This window comes from Erwinia sp. E602 (assembly GCF_018141005.1).
Classification (GTDB): Bacteria; Pseudomonadota; Gammaproteobacteria; order Enterobacterales; family Enterobacteriaceae; genus Erwinia.
On record NZ_CP046582.1, the window covers coordinates 2,559,263 to 2,577,392 of the forward strand.

Annotated in this window: 18 protein-coding genes; 2 read left to right on the plus strand and 16 right to left on the minus strand. The window is 39.6% G+C overall.

From position 1 onward, the window contains the following. Positions 1 to 22 precede the first annotated feature (22 nt). The 15 genes from GKQ23_RS13085 to GKQ23_RS13155 form a co-directional block, all read right to left on the minus strand. Complete coding sequence (locus tag GKQ23_RS13085; RefSeq protein WP_249168405.1) at positions 23 to 574, minus strand: hypothetical protein; 552 nt, start codon at positions 572 to 574, stop codon at positions 23 to 25. Positions 575 to 627: 53 nt separating this feature from the next. Further along, positions 628 to 2,838, minus strand: a complete 2,211-nt coding sequence (locus GKQ23_RS13090; protein WP_212408455.1) for a hypothetical protein — start codon at positions 2,836 to 2,838, stop codon at positions 628 to 630. A gap of 3 nt (positions 2,839 to 2,841) precedes the next feature. Continuing rightward, positions 2,842 to 3,195: a hypothetical protein gene (locus tag GKQ23_RS13095; RefSeq protein WP_212408456.1), complete on the minus strand. Its 354-nt coding sequence runs from the start codon at positions 3,193 to 3,195 to the stop codon at positions 2,842 to 2,844. 32 nt (positions 3,196 to 3,227) lie between these two features. Next, positions 3,228 to 3,527: a hypothetical protein gene (locus GKQ23_RS13100; protein ID WP_212408457.1), complete on the minus strand. Its 300-nt coding sequence runs from the start codon at positions 3,525 to 3,527 to the stop codon at positions 3,228 to 3,230. 38 nt (positions 3,528 to 3,565) lie between these two features. Next, positions 3,566 to 4,015: a hypothetical protein gene (locus GKQ23_RS13105; RefSeq protein ID WP_212408458.1), complete on the minus strand. Its 450-nt coding sequence runs from the start codon at positions 4,013 to 4,015 to the stop codon at positions 3,566 to 3,568. Positions 4,016 to 4,066: 51 nt separating this feature from the next. After that, entirely contained in the window at positions 4,067 to 7,453 is a 3,387-nt protein-coding gene (locus GKQ23_RS13110; RefSeq protein WP_212408459.1) for a hypothetical protein, read from the minus strand. Between the two features lie 11 nt (positions 7,454 to 7,464). Next, on the minus strand, positions 7,465 to 7,851 hold the full coding sequence (locus tag GKQ23_RS13115; protein ID WP_212408460.1) for a hypothetical protein: 387 nt from the start codon (positions 7,849 to 7,851) through the stop codon (positions 7,465 to 7,467). Further along, positions 7,851 to 8,177: a hypothetical protein gene (locus tag GKQ23_RS13120; RefSeq protein ID WP_212408461.1), complete on the minus strand. Its 327-nt coding sequence runs from the start codon at positions 8,175 to 8,177 to the stop codon at positions 7,851 to 7,853. The genes GKQ23_RS13115 and GKQ23_RS13120 overlap by 1 nt, the downstream gene beginning before the upstream one ends. A gap of 4 nt (positions 8,178 to 8,181) precedes the next feature. Then, on the minus strand, positions 8,182 to 10,095 hold the full coding sequence (locus GKQ23_RS13125) for an HK97 family phage prohead protease (protein WP_249168406.1): 1,914 nt from the start codon (positions 10,093 to 10,095) through the stop codon (positions 8,182 to 8,184). After that, positions 10,028 to 11,539: a phage portal protein gene (locus GKQ23_RS13130; RefSeq protein WP_212408462.1), complete on the minus strand. Its 1,512-nt coding sequence runs from the start codon at positions 11,537 to 11,539 to the stop codon at positions 10,028 to 10,030. Before GKQ23_RS13130 ends, GKQ23_RS13125 begins: the two co-directional genes overlap by 68 nt. After that, the gene (locus GKQ23_RS13135) at positions 11,539 to 12,051 is read right to left on the minus strand and encodes a hypothetical protein (RefSeq protein WP_212408463.1); all 513 of its coding nucleotides are present in this window, start codon (positions 12,049 to 12,051) and stop codon (positions 11,539 to 11,541) included. The genes GKQ23_RS13130 and GKQ23_RS13135 overlap by 1 nt, the downstream gene beginning before the upstream one ends. A 9-nt stretch (positions 12,052 to 12,060) precedes the next feature. Continuing rightward, entirely contained in the window at positions 12,061 to 14,034 is a 1,974-nt protein-coding gene (locus GKQ23_RS13140) for a terminase gpA endonuclease subunit (RefSeq protein ID WP_212408464.1), read from the minus strand. Further along, on the minus strand, positions 13,949 to 14,485 hold the full coding sequence (locus tag GKQ23_RS13145) for a hypothetical protein (protein ID WP_212408465.1): 537 nt from the start codon (positions 14,483 to 14,485) through the stop codon (positions 13,949 to 13,951). The genes GKQ23_RS13140 and GKQ23_RS13145 overlap by 86 nt, the downstream gene beginning before the upstream one ends. A gap of 855 nt (positions 14,486 to 15,340) precedes the next feature. Beyond that, a complete protein-coding gene (locus GKQ23_RS13150) occupies positions 15,341 to 15,691 on the minus strand; it encodes a lipoprotein (protein WP_212408466.1) in 351 nt (116 codons plus the stop codon). Positions 15,692 to 15,699: 8 nt separating this feature from the next. Continuing rightward, entirely contained in the window at positions 15,700 to 16,230 is a 531-nt protein-coding gene (locus GKQ23_RS13155) for a hypothetical protein (protein ID WP_212408467.1), read from the minus strand. Between the two features lie 178 nt (positions 16,231 to 16,408). Between GKQ23_RS13155 and GKQ23_RS13160 the strand changes: the two genes are divergently transcribed. Beyond that, the gene (locus GKQ23_RS13160; RefSeq protein ID WP_212408468.1) at positions 16,409 to 16,723 is read left to right on the plus strand and encodes a hypothetical protein; all 315 of its coding nucleotides are present in this window, start codon (positions 16,409 to 16,411) and stop codon (positions 16,721 to 16,723) included. 154 nt (positions 16,724 to 16,877) lie between these two features. Next, positions 16,878 to 17,603, plus strand: a complete 726-nt coding sequence (locus GKQ23_RS13165) for a hypothetical protein (RefSeq protein WP_212408469.1) — start codon at positions 16,878 to 16,880, stop codon at positions 17,601 to 17,603. Positions 17,604 to 17,714: 111 nt separating this feature from the next. Here the strand turns inward: GKQ23_RS13165 and GKQ23_RS13170 are convergent, their stop codons facing one another. Then, positions 17,715 to 18,098, minus strand: a complete 384-nt coding sequence (locus GKQ23_RS13170) for a hypothetical protein (RefSeq protein ID WP_212408470.1) — start codon at positions 18,096 to 18,098, stop codon at positions 17,715 to 17,717. Positions 18,099 to 18,130 lie beyond the last annotated feature (32 nt).

Sequence of the window (18,130 nt, forward strand, 5' to 3'; positions counted from 1 at the left end):
TTGGTTAATGTACTATTGTCCATTATACGATGTTCTCCATTGCGTTAAGTTTGATACTGGTAATCATTCCAACCTGCATCTGGTACTCGTTATCGGGGTTAAGTACCGCTTCGATTTCGATGTTTTCATAGATGATTGGTTCATTTACAAGTACGATGTTTTGTAGTGCAGGGAATACGGTTATCGATGTATCCGTACGTTCAATTACTTGATAGATTTTCTTGTGATTGGTGAACTGTACAAGCTCCCCTACTGCAAGTTTGTTATTGGTATTCACTACCATATTGCCCTTGCCCGTCTGTGCCGATGCCACAAGGCCGCCAGTCTGTTTACCTGCATAGGTGCCATAGTATCCTAACGACATTGAGAAAGGTCTGCCGTGTTGATATTGGGCTAAGAATGTCTGTACTTCACCACGATTTTCGATATTGAAGTTTAGTACAAACGAAATTTCATAGTATTGGATTCCTGTATCCCGTACAATTCGTTGACCTGTCCATGATTGGTTACTGTACATAGGCTTTGTGTCTTTGATAGTGAAGTCACTTACCTTGATATTATTTGAAAAATTCATATATATTCCTTATGTTTTTATTATTTATAATAAAAAAGAGGCCGTAGCCCCTTTTATGAATTTCGCCTTTCGGCATTTTTAACTGCCTGCATTACGTTGGCATTGTACTGTTTCAACATATCATTGAATTCTTGATCATTGGCACGTACATTTCCTTGTACTACAAATGGGGCATTGATAACTGTATCACCATTACTACTGGTACTGTCATCGGTACTATCTTGTTCGTCAAGGAATTGAGTCAAGCGTTTATTTTGCTGGGGCATAATAACCCTTTCGCCAGCCTTTAGTACAAACGATTTGTTATCTAAATTTGATGGTACTGAGTCAATACCGCCGTGGAACTGTCCACTTGCCGCACTTCTTGCAGTAGAAATTATACTCATACCCAATGTGGCAACCTGCAAATATGCGGGAATGTTCGATGGGAATGGACCACTGGCTAAGGCAGTTGCCATTGCACTCTGTAGTGACAAGATAGTTTGTGCCATTGCAATGCCTTTTTGTACGGCAAAAGCAGCTTTCGCAGCTCCTGAACCTTCACCAAAAGCGTCTACCATCAATCCAGTGAGTTGTGTACTGGCATTGGAGAAAATCGATAATTGAGCCTGTGCATTCTGCTGACTAATTGTCATTGCCTGTGCATTGTACTTTGCAGTAATTTGCGACTTCATTTTTTCATAGTCTTCATGTCCTTTTAGTAATAGGTCATTTTGAGCTAATTCTGCCTGCATCGCTGCATTGTTATCGGTTAGCTGTTGGTCAGTATTCTGTTTTGCAGCATCACTAAATGGATTATCACCATTGATACGTTGATTCTGTTGATTAGCTAAGAAAGTAGTCTGATTCTGATTAAGCTGACCTGAAGCAATTAGACTATTCTGGTCTTTGATACCTTGATTAGGATCTGTATAACCAATCATTCCATTGATCATTTGCTCTTTCTTATACGCACCACCTTCTTGTACTTGCTGTACTTTCGATAGGGTATCTGCCTGACTTAAACCCAATGTCTTAGCGGCTTCTTGTACTTTAGCAATAAGCTCTTTCTGTTGGCGGTCAAACTCGGCCAATTGACGGGCATTACTTCCCACTACTGAATCGCTAATCGCCTTGTTTAAAGTCTCCTGTGCCTTTAGACGTTCCCTATCATTCTTCTCCTGTAGGGCTTTCGCTTTGGCTGCGGCGGCCTTTGCTGCTGCTTCTGCTTTGTCCGCTTCACCTTTAACATCTACCCAACCGCCAGTAGGAATAACATTAACTTTCTTTTTCTCAGTTGCTTTATTAACATCATTTACAAAGTTATCTACAAGGTTGTTTAGATTCCTGCCTGCTTCAGTATCGTAATCAGAATCAGCTTGATCGAATAGTTTACGCATACCTTTTGCAATGCCATTGTCACCACTGAAAAGGAACTGTTTACCTTGTTTCTCAAGGAAATCTGCAAATTTAGTACCTGTCCAGTCCTGATTAAGAACATCAAGTAAATTACTTAATTCTGCTACAGTAGGTGCAAGTGCGTTGGCTTGCCATTGCTGGAACTTGCCAGTCATGCTATCAACTTTCTTTTCAAATTCTGCGTACTTTTGGGCAGCTTCATTTGTGATACCTGCATGTGCCTGACTAATTGTGCTCAATGCATTCTGTTCAGTACCCAATTCTTTCAGTACCGGGATCAAATGGGAACTATCTGATGCCAACGTTTCCATAACGTTAACTATTTCTGCCTGAGTCTTACCAGCCTTTTGCATCTCATAGAAAGTATGAATTACTGCCTTTAGGCCTCCATCGGTTTGATTCAGATACCTATTGAAGTCCTGGAGGTTTAGGCCGTACTCTTTCAAGTCATCACCGACACCACCACCGGCACGGAACGCGTCCCCTAGTTTATCAAGCGTGTCTTTGTTAAAACTACCAAAAGATTCTATACTTAAATCGAGTCCCTGGAATACGTTCTGTAGTTGTTGTAGTTGAGTTACAGATAATCCTGTACTTCTACTGATATTGTTCAGTTCTTTTACATAGTCGCGACTGCTCTGTACTGCCATCGCAAAACCGCCTATAGATACGGCCAACGCTCCGACTAGACCTGTCGCGGCTAAACCTGCCTTGCTCATACCGCCTGAAAAGTTACCTGCAAAGTCTTCAATTACTCCGCCAGCATTACTACCGAAGTCATCAATCGATCCCGTTGCACGGCGTAAGGCTCTTTCAAGGGGCGATACGTCGGCATCAAGATCGACCCTAATTCTATTGTCTGCCATAAATTATCCTTGGTTCATAGCTGCCTGTTTAATTCGTTCTCCGAGTAACTTCACTGAATTATCTTTCTTCTCTTGTAACTTCTTATCTGCAAACTCTTTCTTTTCACCACTAGTTAATCCATTGTTATCACCGATAATATTCATGAAATCATAATCAGATAGTGATATCTTCTTACGAGTTTCTTTCGTAATGTTTGGAGAAAGCATTGTATTATTGTACTGACTATAGCAATGATAAAGCATATCGATATGTACGCCAGATGGTTCGACGAGTGCATCAAATACCTGAAGATAGTTGAATAGACCTTCAGGTAAATCGTTAAACTCACTTGGTGATAAACCTCTCTTATTCACCATCTTAAGATAAAAGTACAATGAAGGCTCGGATCTTATTTTTTTTCGATATTTTCTACCGATTCTGAATCTACAAGGTACTCAACAATTGCACGGTATAGTTTATCAGCTAAGCGGTAATCTACCGATTCAACGTTAATACGTCCTTCAATGTCTTCGGTACTGAAAAGTTCATCGCCATTTTCGTCACGTACACATTCAACAATTGCAGCAGAGGCAGTAGTTAGATTGGTACGGGAACGTGCAGAAGGGGCAGTAAGATATACTTTAAAACCTTCGAGATCATATTCTTTTGATTTAGGCTTTAGTGCCTGTTGTAATTCATATAAATTCATTTTAAATCCTTAAAGGGGAAAGTACTTTCCCCTGTTTATTATTTGGTAGTTAGTACGCCAGTAGCTACTGGGCCTGCATCAACGTTAAAGGTATAGGTTTTAGTTAGTACCTCATCGCGACCGCCTGCAACGGTATCAGATGAAATTCGGCCATTGTAGACAATATAAAAACCTGTCACCATATCAGAACTATCGAAATATGAAATTCTAATTTGTAGTGGTTTGTTTGATACTGCGTAGCCATCAAGTGCCTTGTGTTGTTCATTATCGGCGATATAATTCAGTACGATATCAATCGGTGGAGTTGACTTATGCCCGATTAATGTACGGTTCCATTGGGAATCGAATTGATCGACGTCAATCACTTCAGCCGAACTTCCGCTTGTAATGAAAGAATTGATTGATGGAACAGCTTTCCATGTAGTTGAAACTACTGAACCAGCTGTACCAATTTCTAGGCGTAAAAAGCCGCCAGTTTGAATATCCATTTGTATTATCCTTTGTATAGGGGAAACTATTTTCCCCTTCTATTTAGTTACTTATTCTGATTCTTCATCAGTTTCTGATTCGGTTGAATCATCTGTATTTAGTGTTTCTTCGTAATTACTTTCAGGTTCAGGTATAAATTCTGGCGGTACTTCTTCTTTCTCGGCCATCTCTAAACGAGCATCGATCCATGAATTTAGTGGTACATCCATTGGTTTTCCTTTGATATAAACATACTCATCTTCACCATCTTCATCTTCAATCATTACTAATTTACGCTTGAATAGACTGATTGTAATAGTACCATCATCTGCTACTTCACTTTCAACCATACCCATTTCTGAACCAGTCATAGGATCTTTAGGATTTGATAGTTTCCATCCTTCCTTAGCAAAACCTAGGGAACCAGTTACCTTGTATACTCCAATTGCAGTACGTTCAATATAGACTCCATCGGCTTCACGATTTACAGTACCTGAGCCTGACCATCGGAATTCAGAGTAATCAACTACATCAGTACGTTCACTTTCTTCCTGGCTCTTAACGATACGAATTACTGGACTTGCTTTTTTGATAAATCCATTTACATCAACTGAAGTATTGTATGAAGTCCAGGTACTGCCAAAACTATGATTAGCTGCTGTACTTGTTTTCAAACTGATTGCTGTGCTTGGGATTGCACTTCTTAGTATATTTTCGAAAGCACTCGTTTCTGGAATATTATTCTGCCATGCCTGATCAATCCAGAACGTAAGATATCCACCCCATGCTACTGACGGGATTACATATAAAGTACAAGTACCATTTGCTTCTGTAGCAGGGTCAATCATCACATCGGCATAGATTGGCTTGCTTCCGTTTACATGATTCAAGGTTACTGTAGGAGTGCCGTTAGTACCACGTACTACAATCTCATATTCACCATATGATCCATCATTTGGACTATATGAACCGAAAGATGCAAAACGAATGTAGGTAGCATCACCTGTTGGTACTGATGCCATAGTAATCTTACATGCTGATGTAGTATTATTATTTAGACTCATACCAGCACGGATGATACTATTACGTGCCAGATTACGATATGAACCTGCTACTGTATTTCCGCCAGTACCGCCATTTGCTACAGGTAGAATACCCGATACATCTGCCGTTAGACTTGGCTTATTGGCAGTACCGTATAATGTATTAGTTACTACTTGGTTATTAGTAATTGCAGTATTATTACCTGCCGATACTACAACATTACCAGTATTATATTCGATACTCAATGAACCGTGATTGTCGCCTGAACTCATGAAAAGAGTTGGACTATAACGATAAAGTCCAGTAACTGCTAAATCATTACGAACAATACGAGACTGACCAGAGTTATTAGTGAAAAATGCCTGTAGTGAGTTATAACTTTGTACTGAACCTGTTCCACCAAAACCAAATTGACCTACTGTCATTGCATTTCCGATAGTATTACCAGTGTTTAGTGTACTGACTGAACCTAATCCAAGGGCAGTACGTGCCAATGGTGCGGTAGTTGCTCCAGTACCGCCATTTGCTATTGATAAAGTACCGGGCAATACATTCAAGTTAGGCTTATTAAATTCATCATAGCTAAAGTTTGTCGGTACTTGGATACAGCCAGAAGGTAAAGTAGAGTATGAACTTGGATTATCGAACCATGAGATTACGGAATCCTGACCACTGATTACAGATCCACCCGGTGCAAAGTTCCATACAGATGCATAGGTTTTAACTGAATAGCGTGGTACTTCAATATATACCTCAAAGGCATTCTTAGAACTGTTATTCCAGATCCAATAGCGACAAGCTTTAGCTAATGTTGAATCGGCAATATTACCAGTACGGCGTACTGTCATGAAGTCATTAATATTAGTAGCTGTTACGCCACCTGCCGCAACTAATGAACGTCCACTGACAGTACAAAAGTCCTTGTAGTGACCTTGTGCATTTACGCCAATATCACTTGCACCACTGATTTCAAAAGCAAACTGTGCTGAACCACTGGTAGGATCTGCAATCGTCGCAACTTTTAGGAATACCGGACCAGCTGATGTACTTGGCTGAATACTGTACTGTTGGAACTGGCGATAGTTTTCAACCGCATTTAGACCGATAGCAGTTTTAAAGTTAGTCGAGCTAGCTACTGAATAGTTGATCGCAGAAAGGTTTAAAGTTGCTGCGGCAATAGTCAAAGTACCGTTATTGTTTCCAGTATCGCCACCTGAACAGATAATACGTGCATCACGGTCATTACCCATACCTGAAGAACGGAAATCTAAGAATGATTGTTTAGCGGTTGCTGTACTGCCTAACTTAACCCCGATTGCCGTACCATTTGTACTGTTTCGACCGATGTTAAATTCTGCCCCGTCGAAATATGGGGTTTGTGTCCATGTATTAGTACCTGACCACGTGTTATTTGCATTTAGCAATGGAACGGTTGCACCAGATGTACCGATTGTCAGACCTAGATTTGCCCTTGCTGCTGCTGCTGTAGTAGCCCCTGTGCCGCCTCGGTTAACTGCCAATGGGATTACACCATTTGTTGTACTGAAGTAGCCCCAATCATCCGCACGTGCGTATAGATATGAAGTACCGCCCGGTGCCCTGAATTGGTTTTCTGTTGTACCCTGAGTAATGCTATCGACCTGTAAGTTCTGACGTGCAGTCAATTTATTTGGCAAGTCAGATAGGTTACTTGCAAGTTTTGCATATACTGCATCACTTTGTGTTGAGGTATAAATTCGAGTCCATGCAGTACCGCCATTCTTGACGAACATAGACAGTGCCCCGCCTTTTGTGATTGCGAATTGACTAACGGTGCCATTGTCAATCAGATTGATTCCCATCATGTCAGTACCTGCTGGTGCAGACGCTGAAGGAATCTTAATGAATGCGTTACCTTCTGTACCAGTGTATTGTGGGATAGTACCATTACTACCGACGCCATAATCACCGACAAATAAGTTTTGAGTAGTTGCGGATGCCATTGCCCTAACCTTTAATTGTGTAATATTGAATGTATATGTTTTAGTTAGAACATCATCGCGGGCACCGTTTAGGGCTGTTTGGGAAATGATACCATTTACCATTGACGAAACAGTTTGCTCTGAATCCTGATAGTACCGAAGAATTAATTGAAACTCTTGTTTAGTCTGTGCGAATTGATCTAACATCTGATGTACTGGATTACTTGCAACATATGCAACACTGAATTGCATTGCCTGTACTGCCTGTCGTCCCATCAGTTGAGTAATGTACTCACTATCATAAGTTTTAAAATTAGATACTTCAGTATCAATCGTAAATTGTGGCATCGATGTTAGATTATCAATTACCACTTGTGAACTTACCTGTGTGTTACCATTACCTAGATCTAAATTGTATGAAAGTCGAAAATCATTAGCTAAAATAATGTCCACTGTTTTACTCCTTAATTGATATTGATTACCCTTATATTTATCTGGAACCCTAGACTAACTGTACCAGTTGTAGGATCTGTAACAACATCACCTTGTTCGAAGGAATAATTCAGTACCTTCAATTTGTTATCATTGAAAATTGATAGGGTTGTAGATTCTTCAAAGTTTGTGACAATATCATCAAAGGTAATACTTGGTGCAGTGCTATTACTATTTGGTTCAGGACTGACAATATATGAAAAGTTTGCATTACATAGCTTGCGGTTTGTATCGTAGTCAATACGTTCAAGGTTGAATGAGCAATCAGTTTCTGCAAATACATCAACACTACGGCTAACCTTCAATCGTTTCGTTGCATCAAAGACTTGCTTCATAGTCTTTCGTAGTTCTTTAATCATTAGTAATCCTCTGCGAAATGTTGTGCTTCCGTAGTTCTGTAGTAAACATTAACGATTGCCGAAAGATCATCGATGATGTTATAAACTGAATACTCAATACCTCTTACGAGTACTATTGAATCTACAACAATATTATATTTTAGTAATTCATCCTTCTTCATTGAAAGATAAGTTTCTTCACCTTCTATGAAAGAACTACTACCACTATCAATAGAAAAGGGGACAACCTCAATTATTGCCTTGAAGGTGTCCCCATTTGGTAGTTGAATTTTTTCACCGAAGGCATTTAAGAAACTCATTTGTTGAACTTCATCAAATGCCCTCATAGTTTTATGCCTTCACAGAAAGTTGGATTACAGACTCTGGATGCTTCTGTACAACATCTAGTGCAGCAACTAGACGGTAAATCGTGGTCAGACGATTACGTAAAGTTGTGGTGTCCACATCGAGATACTGTGACTCAAATTGTGCGATAGTTACGAATGAGAAATTACCCATAAGGATGGTGCCATCTGCAACAAAGTTAGAGACAATTAGAGGAATTTCTTCACATAGCCACTGAGAATCTGAGAAACGCATACCTTGAGCTAGTGCAACGCCTGCAATATTCGATAGGAATGCGGTTTGACGTAGACGGGCATACATCGAAGGTGAACATACTGCAACGGAATCTTTGGTACGAATATTAGATTCTAGTAATTTCTGAATCGCAGATTCAATATCAGCTTCGTCAAGTACGCCAGATGCAGCGGTAGTCATTTTAGTTGCAGTATCTTCAACTTCTGCAATGATAGCTTTCTCAAGACTATGACCTACGTTCTCAAGTAGAGCACGTTGAATGTAAGTACCGATATTTGGACTTGAAAGTTGTAGACTCTTGGTTACTGGAATCTCACCTGCAAAGATACGAGGCTTTAGTACAACCTGGTCAAAGTGTGCTGCGGTAGTTTCAATCTCTTCACCTTCTGCATAGAAACGGAAAGATGAGGTACTGTCTAGGCTGGTTAGACGTGGAATGGTAAATTCACGATTACCCATGCCAGTTAGAACTTCTACATTCAGACGGCCTAGAATCGATTCCGCCAATAGCGGGCGAATGAAGTCATCAGAGTAGTTAGTTTCAATTGCACCGGCAGCGGTGGTAGTAGTGGTGCTAGCACGTAGACCTTGTGCAAGTTCGGCTGAAGTGACTTCGAAGCCACGGCCATTAGTTTTTAGACCAGAAATATCAACGGCTGGATTTAGTGCATTTGCCGCAAGTACATCAATGGTACGAGTTTGTTTAGTCATTTCTTTATTTTCCTTTGGGGTAATAGTTTTTTCTTTCTTCGCATCGATAGAACGTTTAAATTCATCTACAGATACTTTATTATTTATCGCTTCGGCGGAATCTACGTTGAATACCTTGGCAATGCTTTCAATTTCACGGCGACGTGCTGAATCATTAATTTGATCAAGTTCTGCCTGTGCTTTATTTAGTGCTTCCTGTGCTACCTGATTTCGTTTTGCAAGTTTGATTGCTTTACGAACTTCTTGTAGTTGACGTTCTGCTTCTACTTCATCTTCTTCTTCAGAATCTTCTTCCGTTTCAGTTTCAGTTTCAGTACCGCTATCTTCTGGCTTTACTTCTTCTTCCGCTTCTACTTCAACTTCTTCTGCGTCAGTTTCTTCTGCCCGTAATTCGATATCGTCAGAATGTTCTTGTTCATTCATTTTGTTTTCCTTCATTTCTTCATTTGTGTTTAGTGATCTTCCAACTCCTGCATTAACATCAGCAGGTACGGATACAAACGATAATTCAAAGGGAGTTAACTTATCTACGTAGAGGGTATTACCTTCTTGATAGTAATTATCGATGTTGTAACCTACGCTAATATGTGTAAGTACACCTTCAATAACCTGCTTGAATTTATCATCTGAGTATTTAGTATTACTGAAACGTACTACTGCCCTACCTACTCGATCCTCGTCAATCCATGCACGTTCGACTACTCCAATCAAATCATCAAGATTGTGATTGAATAGAAGTGCTGCACCGTTATTTAGTCTTGAAAGGTCTACAGTTTGAGGTGTAGTAATTAACACCTCGTCATACATGTTGCCATCAATGAAACGTTTTACAGGTGCTTCTGACATGAAAGAGATTTGAACAGTACGGGATTCTAGATCGATACTATTAGATATCTTCGCTAGATTGATTTCCCTCTTCATCTGATTCTTCATCAGATTCATTTTCTTCTTCATTAGTTATTACCTTGTCATTAATTGTATTTAGTTCTCCATCCTGTTTCTCAGCTTCAATTTGAGCAAATATAACTGCCGGATCTCTTCCAGATTCTGCAATGATTTCTGCTTTACTCTTTAATCCGTAGCTTAGAAGTAGTGTTTCATATTGAGCATCCTTCAATGGATCTAAGGAAACTTGGCGTTGACTGTGATACTGTGCTTCGAGCAAACTATCAAAATCGCTAAAACTCAGACCTAAGTCATTATTATTTAGTAATTCATACGATAACCAAATGCGATATAAAGGCTTGAGTACTCGGTACTTCAATTGATTAATACGAGTCTGATATGTATTCAATTGGATCTTGTCGCTCAAACGTGCGGCTGAGTAACTTGCCCCGGCAGTGTCCCCTGTAAGGCTCTGTTTAGTGATACCTAGTGATATGGCAATCAAAGTCAATTGCTGGTCTACATAGTCTTTCACGCCGTCAGTAGCTGCTTTTGGGTTGAAGTCTTTTAATGTCTGTCCTGCGTTTAGTTCAACGATTGAACCCGGTTCCAATGTCTCATTTTCGAAGTAGTTCGGAACACCTTGATTTAGATCTACGTTGTCTTCATCCTTGTTGCCTAAATCATTTTCAATGAATGCCATTACTGCACTACCGATTTTCTTTGTAATTAGACTTGCCTCAAGGAAGCTATCAAGTTCTCTTAGTAGCTCTTTGCCTGGTAGAATGTCTGGCAATCCTCGCTCCTGCTTTGCCTGTTGAGGAATGAAGTAGTGTAGAATTTCACTGGCTTCAACACGTTCAGGATTTGAATATTCATATGAGTAGGTACTAGGATTATATCGACTGATATAGTATGCAATCGGTTTACCTTCTGGACTAAATTCAATACCGTTACTTACATATCGGCCATCGTCCAGTAGCTTGTTGTTATTGATAGGTACTCGCGAACCTTGAATAAGTTCGACGTATAGGCCAGTATCTCGCTTATGAATTCGTACAAAACATTCTCCGGTACTGGCACGTTCATATTCCAGTAGGTTTTGAAATGATGCAAAGTTCAAACTACCGCAAATATCAAATGCTGCCGGGTCTTCTGACCAATTATCAAAACGTCTCTCAAGCTCCTGAGATAATTTAATGTTCTCGTTTTCATCCTCATACATAGTAATATTCGGGCGAATGTAGATACCGTCTGCACCTGCTACCGCATTTGCACTTTCGCGACAATATTTATTGGCAATTGGATTATGTGTCACTAAAGTACGGGACTCTATTACCAATGATTGCAGGCGAGTATTAATCATTGCATTCAGATTGTAATCAATGTATGCCGCACCTAGACCTAAACCGCGTACACTGTTTTGGGAAGTACGGATAGATTGCAATTCACGTTTCATCGTTGGATTGCTTACAAGCTGTTCACGCTTACCCTTTCCATTCTTTTTACTCATTAGCGGTATCCTTTAAAGTTCGTAATACTCTTGATCGGATTGTCAGGATTTTTACCCTTAATCTTTGCAAGTTCAGCATTGATTCGATTGACGTATGAAGCACGAATTAGATATAATTGTGATAGTGATTCATTGGTCAATGTCTTGTTATTTATTGTGATTGAAATTTGACCACCGCCGGATAGGCGACTTTCAATAACTTTGTCAATCTCATTTAGGATTTTCATAAGTTGATTGTATTTGTCTGCGGTACTGATTGGATCGATGATCTGGAAGTACCGCACCGTATTTGTACTGGTCTTAATAATAATTGTTGCCATACCTTCAGCCCACGTATCGGTTTTGATAGTGCTGTATGGGTATTGGAATGTGTAGCGATTTGCCGCTGAGTCAATGATTTCAATTGAACTACCTTCGGGGAATGACGGTTGAATGGTTTCCCCGATGTAAATCTGGTCTGTGAAATCTGTTTGACGCCCGGAATTAGTTGCTACTAATTTACGTGGTGCCATTTCTTTTCCTTAGTTAAAGTATAGTTTGTCGGACTTCTGTATGAATGATCTTCGTTTCCGATTAGGTACTTTATATTTATCAGGTTGTGCCTGTACTGGTGTATCTTCATTACTTACATCTACATCTGAGTAATCAATATCTGTACTGTCAGTTGATTCTATTTTCTTCAGATTGTTACTGTTATATATTCGAAGTTCTTTGAATGGATTTGCATTCAATCGGGATAGTAACCAACGTACTGAAATAAATGCATAGTTCAAAGTATCCCAACATTCGTTACGATCATTATTCGATTTAGATTTCTTTTCCCATACATAGCTACCATTCTTGAATATACGTTTCTCTGAAGTAATCTGAAGAAAGTAGTCATCTGGTAGACTTGCCGAAAAGTAAATGTTCGATGCATAGTCACCATGCTGTTCAGTGACTGACTGGCTTATCAATTTGGCTATCATGTTCTTGCCTTCATTGACGTTCAGTAGTATCAAAGATTTGCCACTTGATTTACGGCGTCGGAACAATTCGGCATGTACCTGGCCGTCACCCTTGATCGCACGTAGAACAGTGTCACCATGCTGCCTGTACTGCCCTGCAATCGCTTGTACTGTATTGGTAGACTTACCGTCTCCGGCATCAATGAACCCCGTAAAACGTCTTACAGGCTTACCGTTGACCGTCTTAAAGTCATACTTCAGAAACTGGATAAGTTCGCGGTAAGCTGGGCTTTCCCGTTTAGTTGTGTCTACTGCATGGAAGCTACGGTGATCGAGTACATAAATCTTTTTCTCATTATCGGTAATGCCGATGGTAGTACATTCGATACGGTCTAACTGAACGTCAATACCGCAGAATAAACCTAGGCAATCATCAGGTATGTTTCGAATGTTGAATGAATCGTCACGCTGGTTTTCCAGTAGCGTTAAATCGATTTCCTTATTCACTGCATCTTCGTATGGGCGACCTAAGCTAGTGTTGACGAAAGTACGCAAATCGAAGTTAAAGTGTGCATCTGAAAAATCTTGTACAATCTTTTTAATTGAAGATAAAGGGGAATAGATACGGCTAACGTTATAGCCCACTGTATCGATTACTTCTGGCCGTGTTGCAATCCATCTGCCATCCCGTACAATTCGGTGACGTTCAACATCGGTGATAGTAGCTTTACATGATGGACATTCTAACCGGGCTGATTCTGCATTTGCTTTTTTACGGCGACCACCTTCAATTACATCCCATTCAAATTTAATGTTCTCCCATTCTAGTGTATGCTCATGATTGCAGTGCGGGCAGTTTACAAAGAACTTACGCATATCTGATTTGTTATATTCAATCATGATTGGATCTGTTGGATGAATTGGAGTACTCGCCATCATGATTAAAGAATCATTAAAGGTTGCCGCACGTTGCGATACTAACGTAATCGGATCACCTTCATCTGTTTCAGTAGCTCCCGATATTTCATCAAGGAAAAGGTACTTTGCACTTACTGCACGTAGTTGTGATGGTGCCCCTAGACTTGCAAAATAGGTCATTGTACCGTCACGGTTTTCAATTTGATGTTGATCGTTTGTACTGTCTCTTGCACTCTTACTTGTGACAAGATTACTTAATGTACTGCTAATCTTGATTCCCTGTTCGAAAGTGCCGGTCTTGAATTTCTTAAGCATTTGTCCGGTAATACTTGCATGTAACATATTGGCAGGATTATTAGCCATCAGATAATAGCTGGCATTTACAAGTGTTGTAGTTTTCAAAAGTTGGGCTGAACTTACCAGTACAATCTTTCGTACTTTCGGATTTACTATCTGATTAAGTGGCTCCCGCTGGAATGAAAACAATTGAGTTTTATTCTGTCTTAGTGGACCTGATGTAAAGTACGTATGTTCTTCTACCCAATCACTCGGTAGTATCTTCTGTGGCGGCCTTAGTGCTTCCGTCCCTTTTTTTATAATTTCTTTTAGTTTTTGGTTTAGGTGCTTCATATTCTAATTGTCCTAATTCGTTTAATACCTCGTCTATCTTTTCCGATAGGAAATTACGCATGGCAATTGAATCATCTGATAATGCGGCAAGGTCTAGGTAAATTTGCGTTGGCAGATTACGCATACTGGTTTTGAACAGTAGGCAGTACCGCATCAGTTCATCTGCAACTTCCTCAACAAGTACAAGCTCGTCGGCTGCACGTTTCGTATCAATCTCCTGCTGGTCTGCCCTCGCTTTTGTAAGTCGGATTTCTTCAACCAATTTTTCATTTTTAAGATTGGCGTCAGTCTTACGCATAGGTGTAATAATGTTCTGTACTACCCATGAACTAATCTGACCCTCCGGCCAGGTTAGATCTAATCCCTTGTCCTGCCAGCGTGAGATCACACTTACATCAAAACCGTATCTATTTTGAAGTTCGGTTAGTGTTAAGGTGTTAGTAGTATTCATGTTAATTCCTTATTGCTTGTTTTATATACCGTGAATTTCATATATGAAAATCCACGGGCTGCGGAAACTCGTTTGAGTTTGAACTTTCTGGGAGAACCTATCGATTTTCAATATATCAATCGTATTTCATTAATTTTTTAATTTATTTTTCGAAAGTACTTCAACTCTCATCCATACTTTTTGTACTATATCAATACCTTCCATCACTCATTAAGTAACATTGTTTATTTTAATCCATTAATGTGTTCAATAGATTTATTGAGGTCTTCTCTCAAATCATCCATACTATTCCACGGTGAGTTATTTAAAGGATCATTACCATCCATAAAAGTAAGTGTAAGTGTCATTATGTGTACTAACTCGTCTTCGATACTCTTGACGTAATCCAGTACATCAGGGTGTGTATCTTTGAGTAGTTCGATTATATGCGGTGCGTTAATGTATTCTCTCATTGTTAGTCCTTATGAGTATCGAGTACTCTTAGTAGTTTCCATTCCTTGATAGGTTCATCATCAATCGTATTATTATTTATCATGTTATTAATCAATTCTTGCATGTACTGTAAGTGTTTACGTTCTGCATTGGTATGCATTGCTTCGATAGGATAACGCCAGCGGCCTACAGTGAAATACTGTTCATATATGAGTCTTATGTATTTGTACTGTACTGAAATGTAGTACGGGTCAATGTGGATTTGATAGGGGGATAGATCGATATGGATGTGTATCGGGGACTCACGGCGATCTGGCTCATATCCTGTCTGTACGCCATTCTGTGAGGTTGTAGTACCGTTAGTGTAGTGATAGTAGATAAGCATAAAAAAACCCTCATAGTGTGTTTCTATGAGGGTATTTATTAGTATTCGCCGGGGACTTCTGGTAGTTCTTCTACGTAGCCTAATGATGTTCTTACGTTACGTTCTGGTACTGCCTGCTTATGTTCACGGTACGGCGTAAGGTTACTTATCCGGCTTTCCCTTATGTAGCAGTTGGTGCTTGTATAGTCTCCTATGTACTGGCCGCCATACGGGCAATCTGTGTTGAACTGTGGGCGGTACATTACCTGCCCATTCCTGATGAAGTCTACCTTCTTCAGAACTAATACCTTCCCTTCCACTGTACCGATATAGGCCGTATCCATGTAGCTATGTGTCGTACATCCTGACAACGTGAACAGAAGAAGTAGTGTTAGTAGTAGTTTTTTCATAGCTTTCCTTAGCTGACAAGCAGCTCTAATTTTTCAAAGTTGATTGGCCTGATTCCGTATGTCCAGGTACGGGCATTTGTTGGCATTGGGGTTATGATCTGGCAGAAACGTCCTCCCTGCACCAGTACCGATTGAAAGATTTGTTTATCGATGTTTGCCAAGATGAACTGACGATCCAGTACAGCAGCTTCGAACATACGATCCTGTAGTGCCTGTACGTTGCTATTCCCTGCCCCTAAGTTACCCAGCCATAAGGGAGCAAACTTCATCAAATCCCGTAGAAGAGCATTACTCATTCCATCATGAAGATTGGGGAAGTCCTCAGAGATCATCAATCGCACGAATGCCGGTAGTTTGGTATCCATATTCAGTAGGTACAGGGCATCGCGGTAACTCACCTTGAGAACGGCCAGTAGCTGGTGATGTTCGAAAACTACTCTCTTCCTTTCGATTGCTGGTAACTGTTCAGCTAGTGTCCCTCCGCTTAACTCAACCGCGAATATCTTGCCGTCCTTTGTACTGATAGGTACTGCTTCCATTTCCTTTACCTGTTTTATCGATTAAAAACAGATTATTGATCATTTATTTTGATCATAACAACAAATGATTTTTATCGTACTGAGCTATCTTACTGATAATTAAGGATTCAAAATCGGATTGGATTACACTACCAAACAACTGTATATTTATACAGTACATCCATGCGGAGGGCATTTTATGGGTAAGAATGGGTTTAACCCTGGTCAAAGTACCGGGATTCAATACTTCTACGAGGAGAAGGAGCGTATGACGGTTCTATACGCTGGATCAGAGCTACCCGGCAGCGGTATCGTCAATGGTGAGGTTGTCTTCATCCAGCGGTCTGACAACACCTTCTGGTACGGACGTACCTACCACAACATGTACTGGCTTGAGTTCCAGGAGCCGATAGAGTCAGTCATGGTAGGAGTGTTTCACTTGAGAAGTGAAAATCAAGTAGCCGAGTTACATCAGGATAACGACTTCGTAGACCAGTGCGAATTGCCTTTCTGAGTGTTCCCCTTACCTGACGTTTGACAGAACGTTTCCTATCAGTGATTGACGATAGTTCAGGTAAGGGGGATTGGATGATACAAATTCTTAAACCCGTTTACCACTCCTATGATTTGTGATTTAATTACTGAAAATCCCTCACAATTTTTTGTTTATGAAAAAATCCATCAAGTATTTGCTGTGGTCAGCACTCTTTATTTTTTTATCACCTATCTGGCTTTTGTCTTTATTTCTGATAAAAAACAGTGTATTTCCTTCTTTGCAGGCTGGTACATTATCTGATTGGATTACCACTGCTAGCACGCTAGTTACTACCATAATAGCCATTATGGCATTTAGGGCAGCCCCTAACTGGATAGCCAAACATAAAGACCAGGATGCTTTTAATCTCTCTAAAGAACTTATACTATTCGATCATGAGAAGATATTAAATTCACTTGAAGGTATTTACGCCAACTTCGATTTTGTTTTAGATATTGACGACTTCAATGCAACCGACATTCTTCACATAGTGCCCCCTAAAGATATTGAAAAATTAGAACTAAAATTGATCGAATCGAGAAAAAATTATTCAAATATCAAAAGAAAGGAAATTGTTCTATCAAAGTTAGGATGGAAATTGAAACATAGACAATCCCATCTACATAGAAGCATTAAAAACGATTTCGAGCTACAGTCTCATGAATGTTTCATGATTTTACAATACATAAAAGCAATCCAACATGACATGAGTTCTTCGCTCATTCCTCAAAGATGTGAGATGGTAGTTACAAAAATAAAATTAATTGTAGATAGGAAAAAGAAAATGGTCAGTGAAATTAGTGAGTTTGATAACTACTGCGAATCTATCTTAGATAATTTTGAGATTAGCTCTTTATAACATCACAGCTAGAAACCACTTAATATATAAAATGTATCAACTCACTTAATGTTCTAATACATATTTTATAGAGTATAAAGTGGTTTAATCTAAAAATCTATTGATACGAGGCTACCACGTGAACATCGGTTCGGGGATTTGAGCCATCATTTCACTATCAAATACACATTGATAGCCCATCTTTCCTAAATCTGTCGTTATCTCACTACTGTAAAATGAGTCATAGCATTCTGTACTCCCATCTGGCATAGAATCTTTGTGTATCCCTGCCCGGTGTTTCTTATGCTTCTCATGTAATTTCTTTTCATCATACAAGTACCCTAATTTTTTCTCTTTGTGCTGGTAAAGTTGGATGTTTAAAAATTCGAAGTGTTTATTATTCCTTATTAATTGCATAATACGCGTTTCAACATCAGCACTGTAACCAACTTTTACGTACCGGTTTCCAGTGTAGTAGTTTCGTAATTTTAGTACATATAGGAATTGTTCTTTCATGGGGGTTGCCCTCTATTGAGGCAATAAATAGT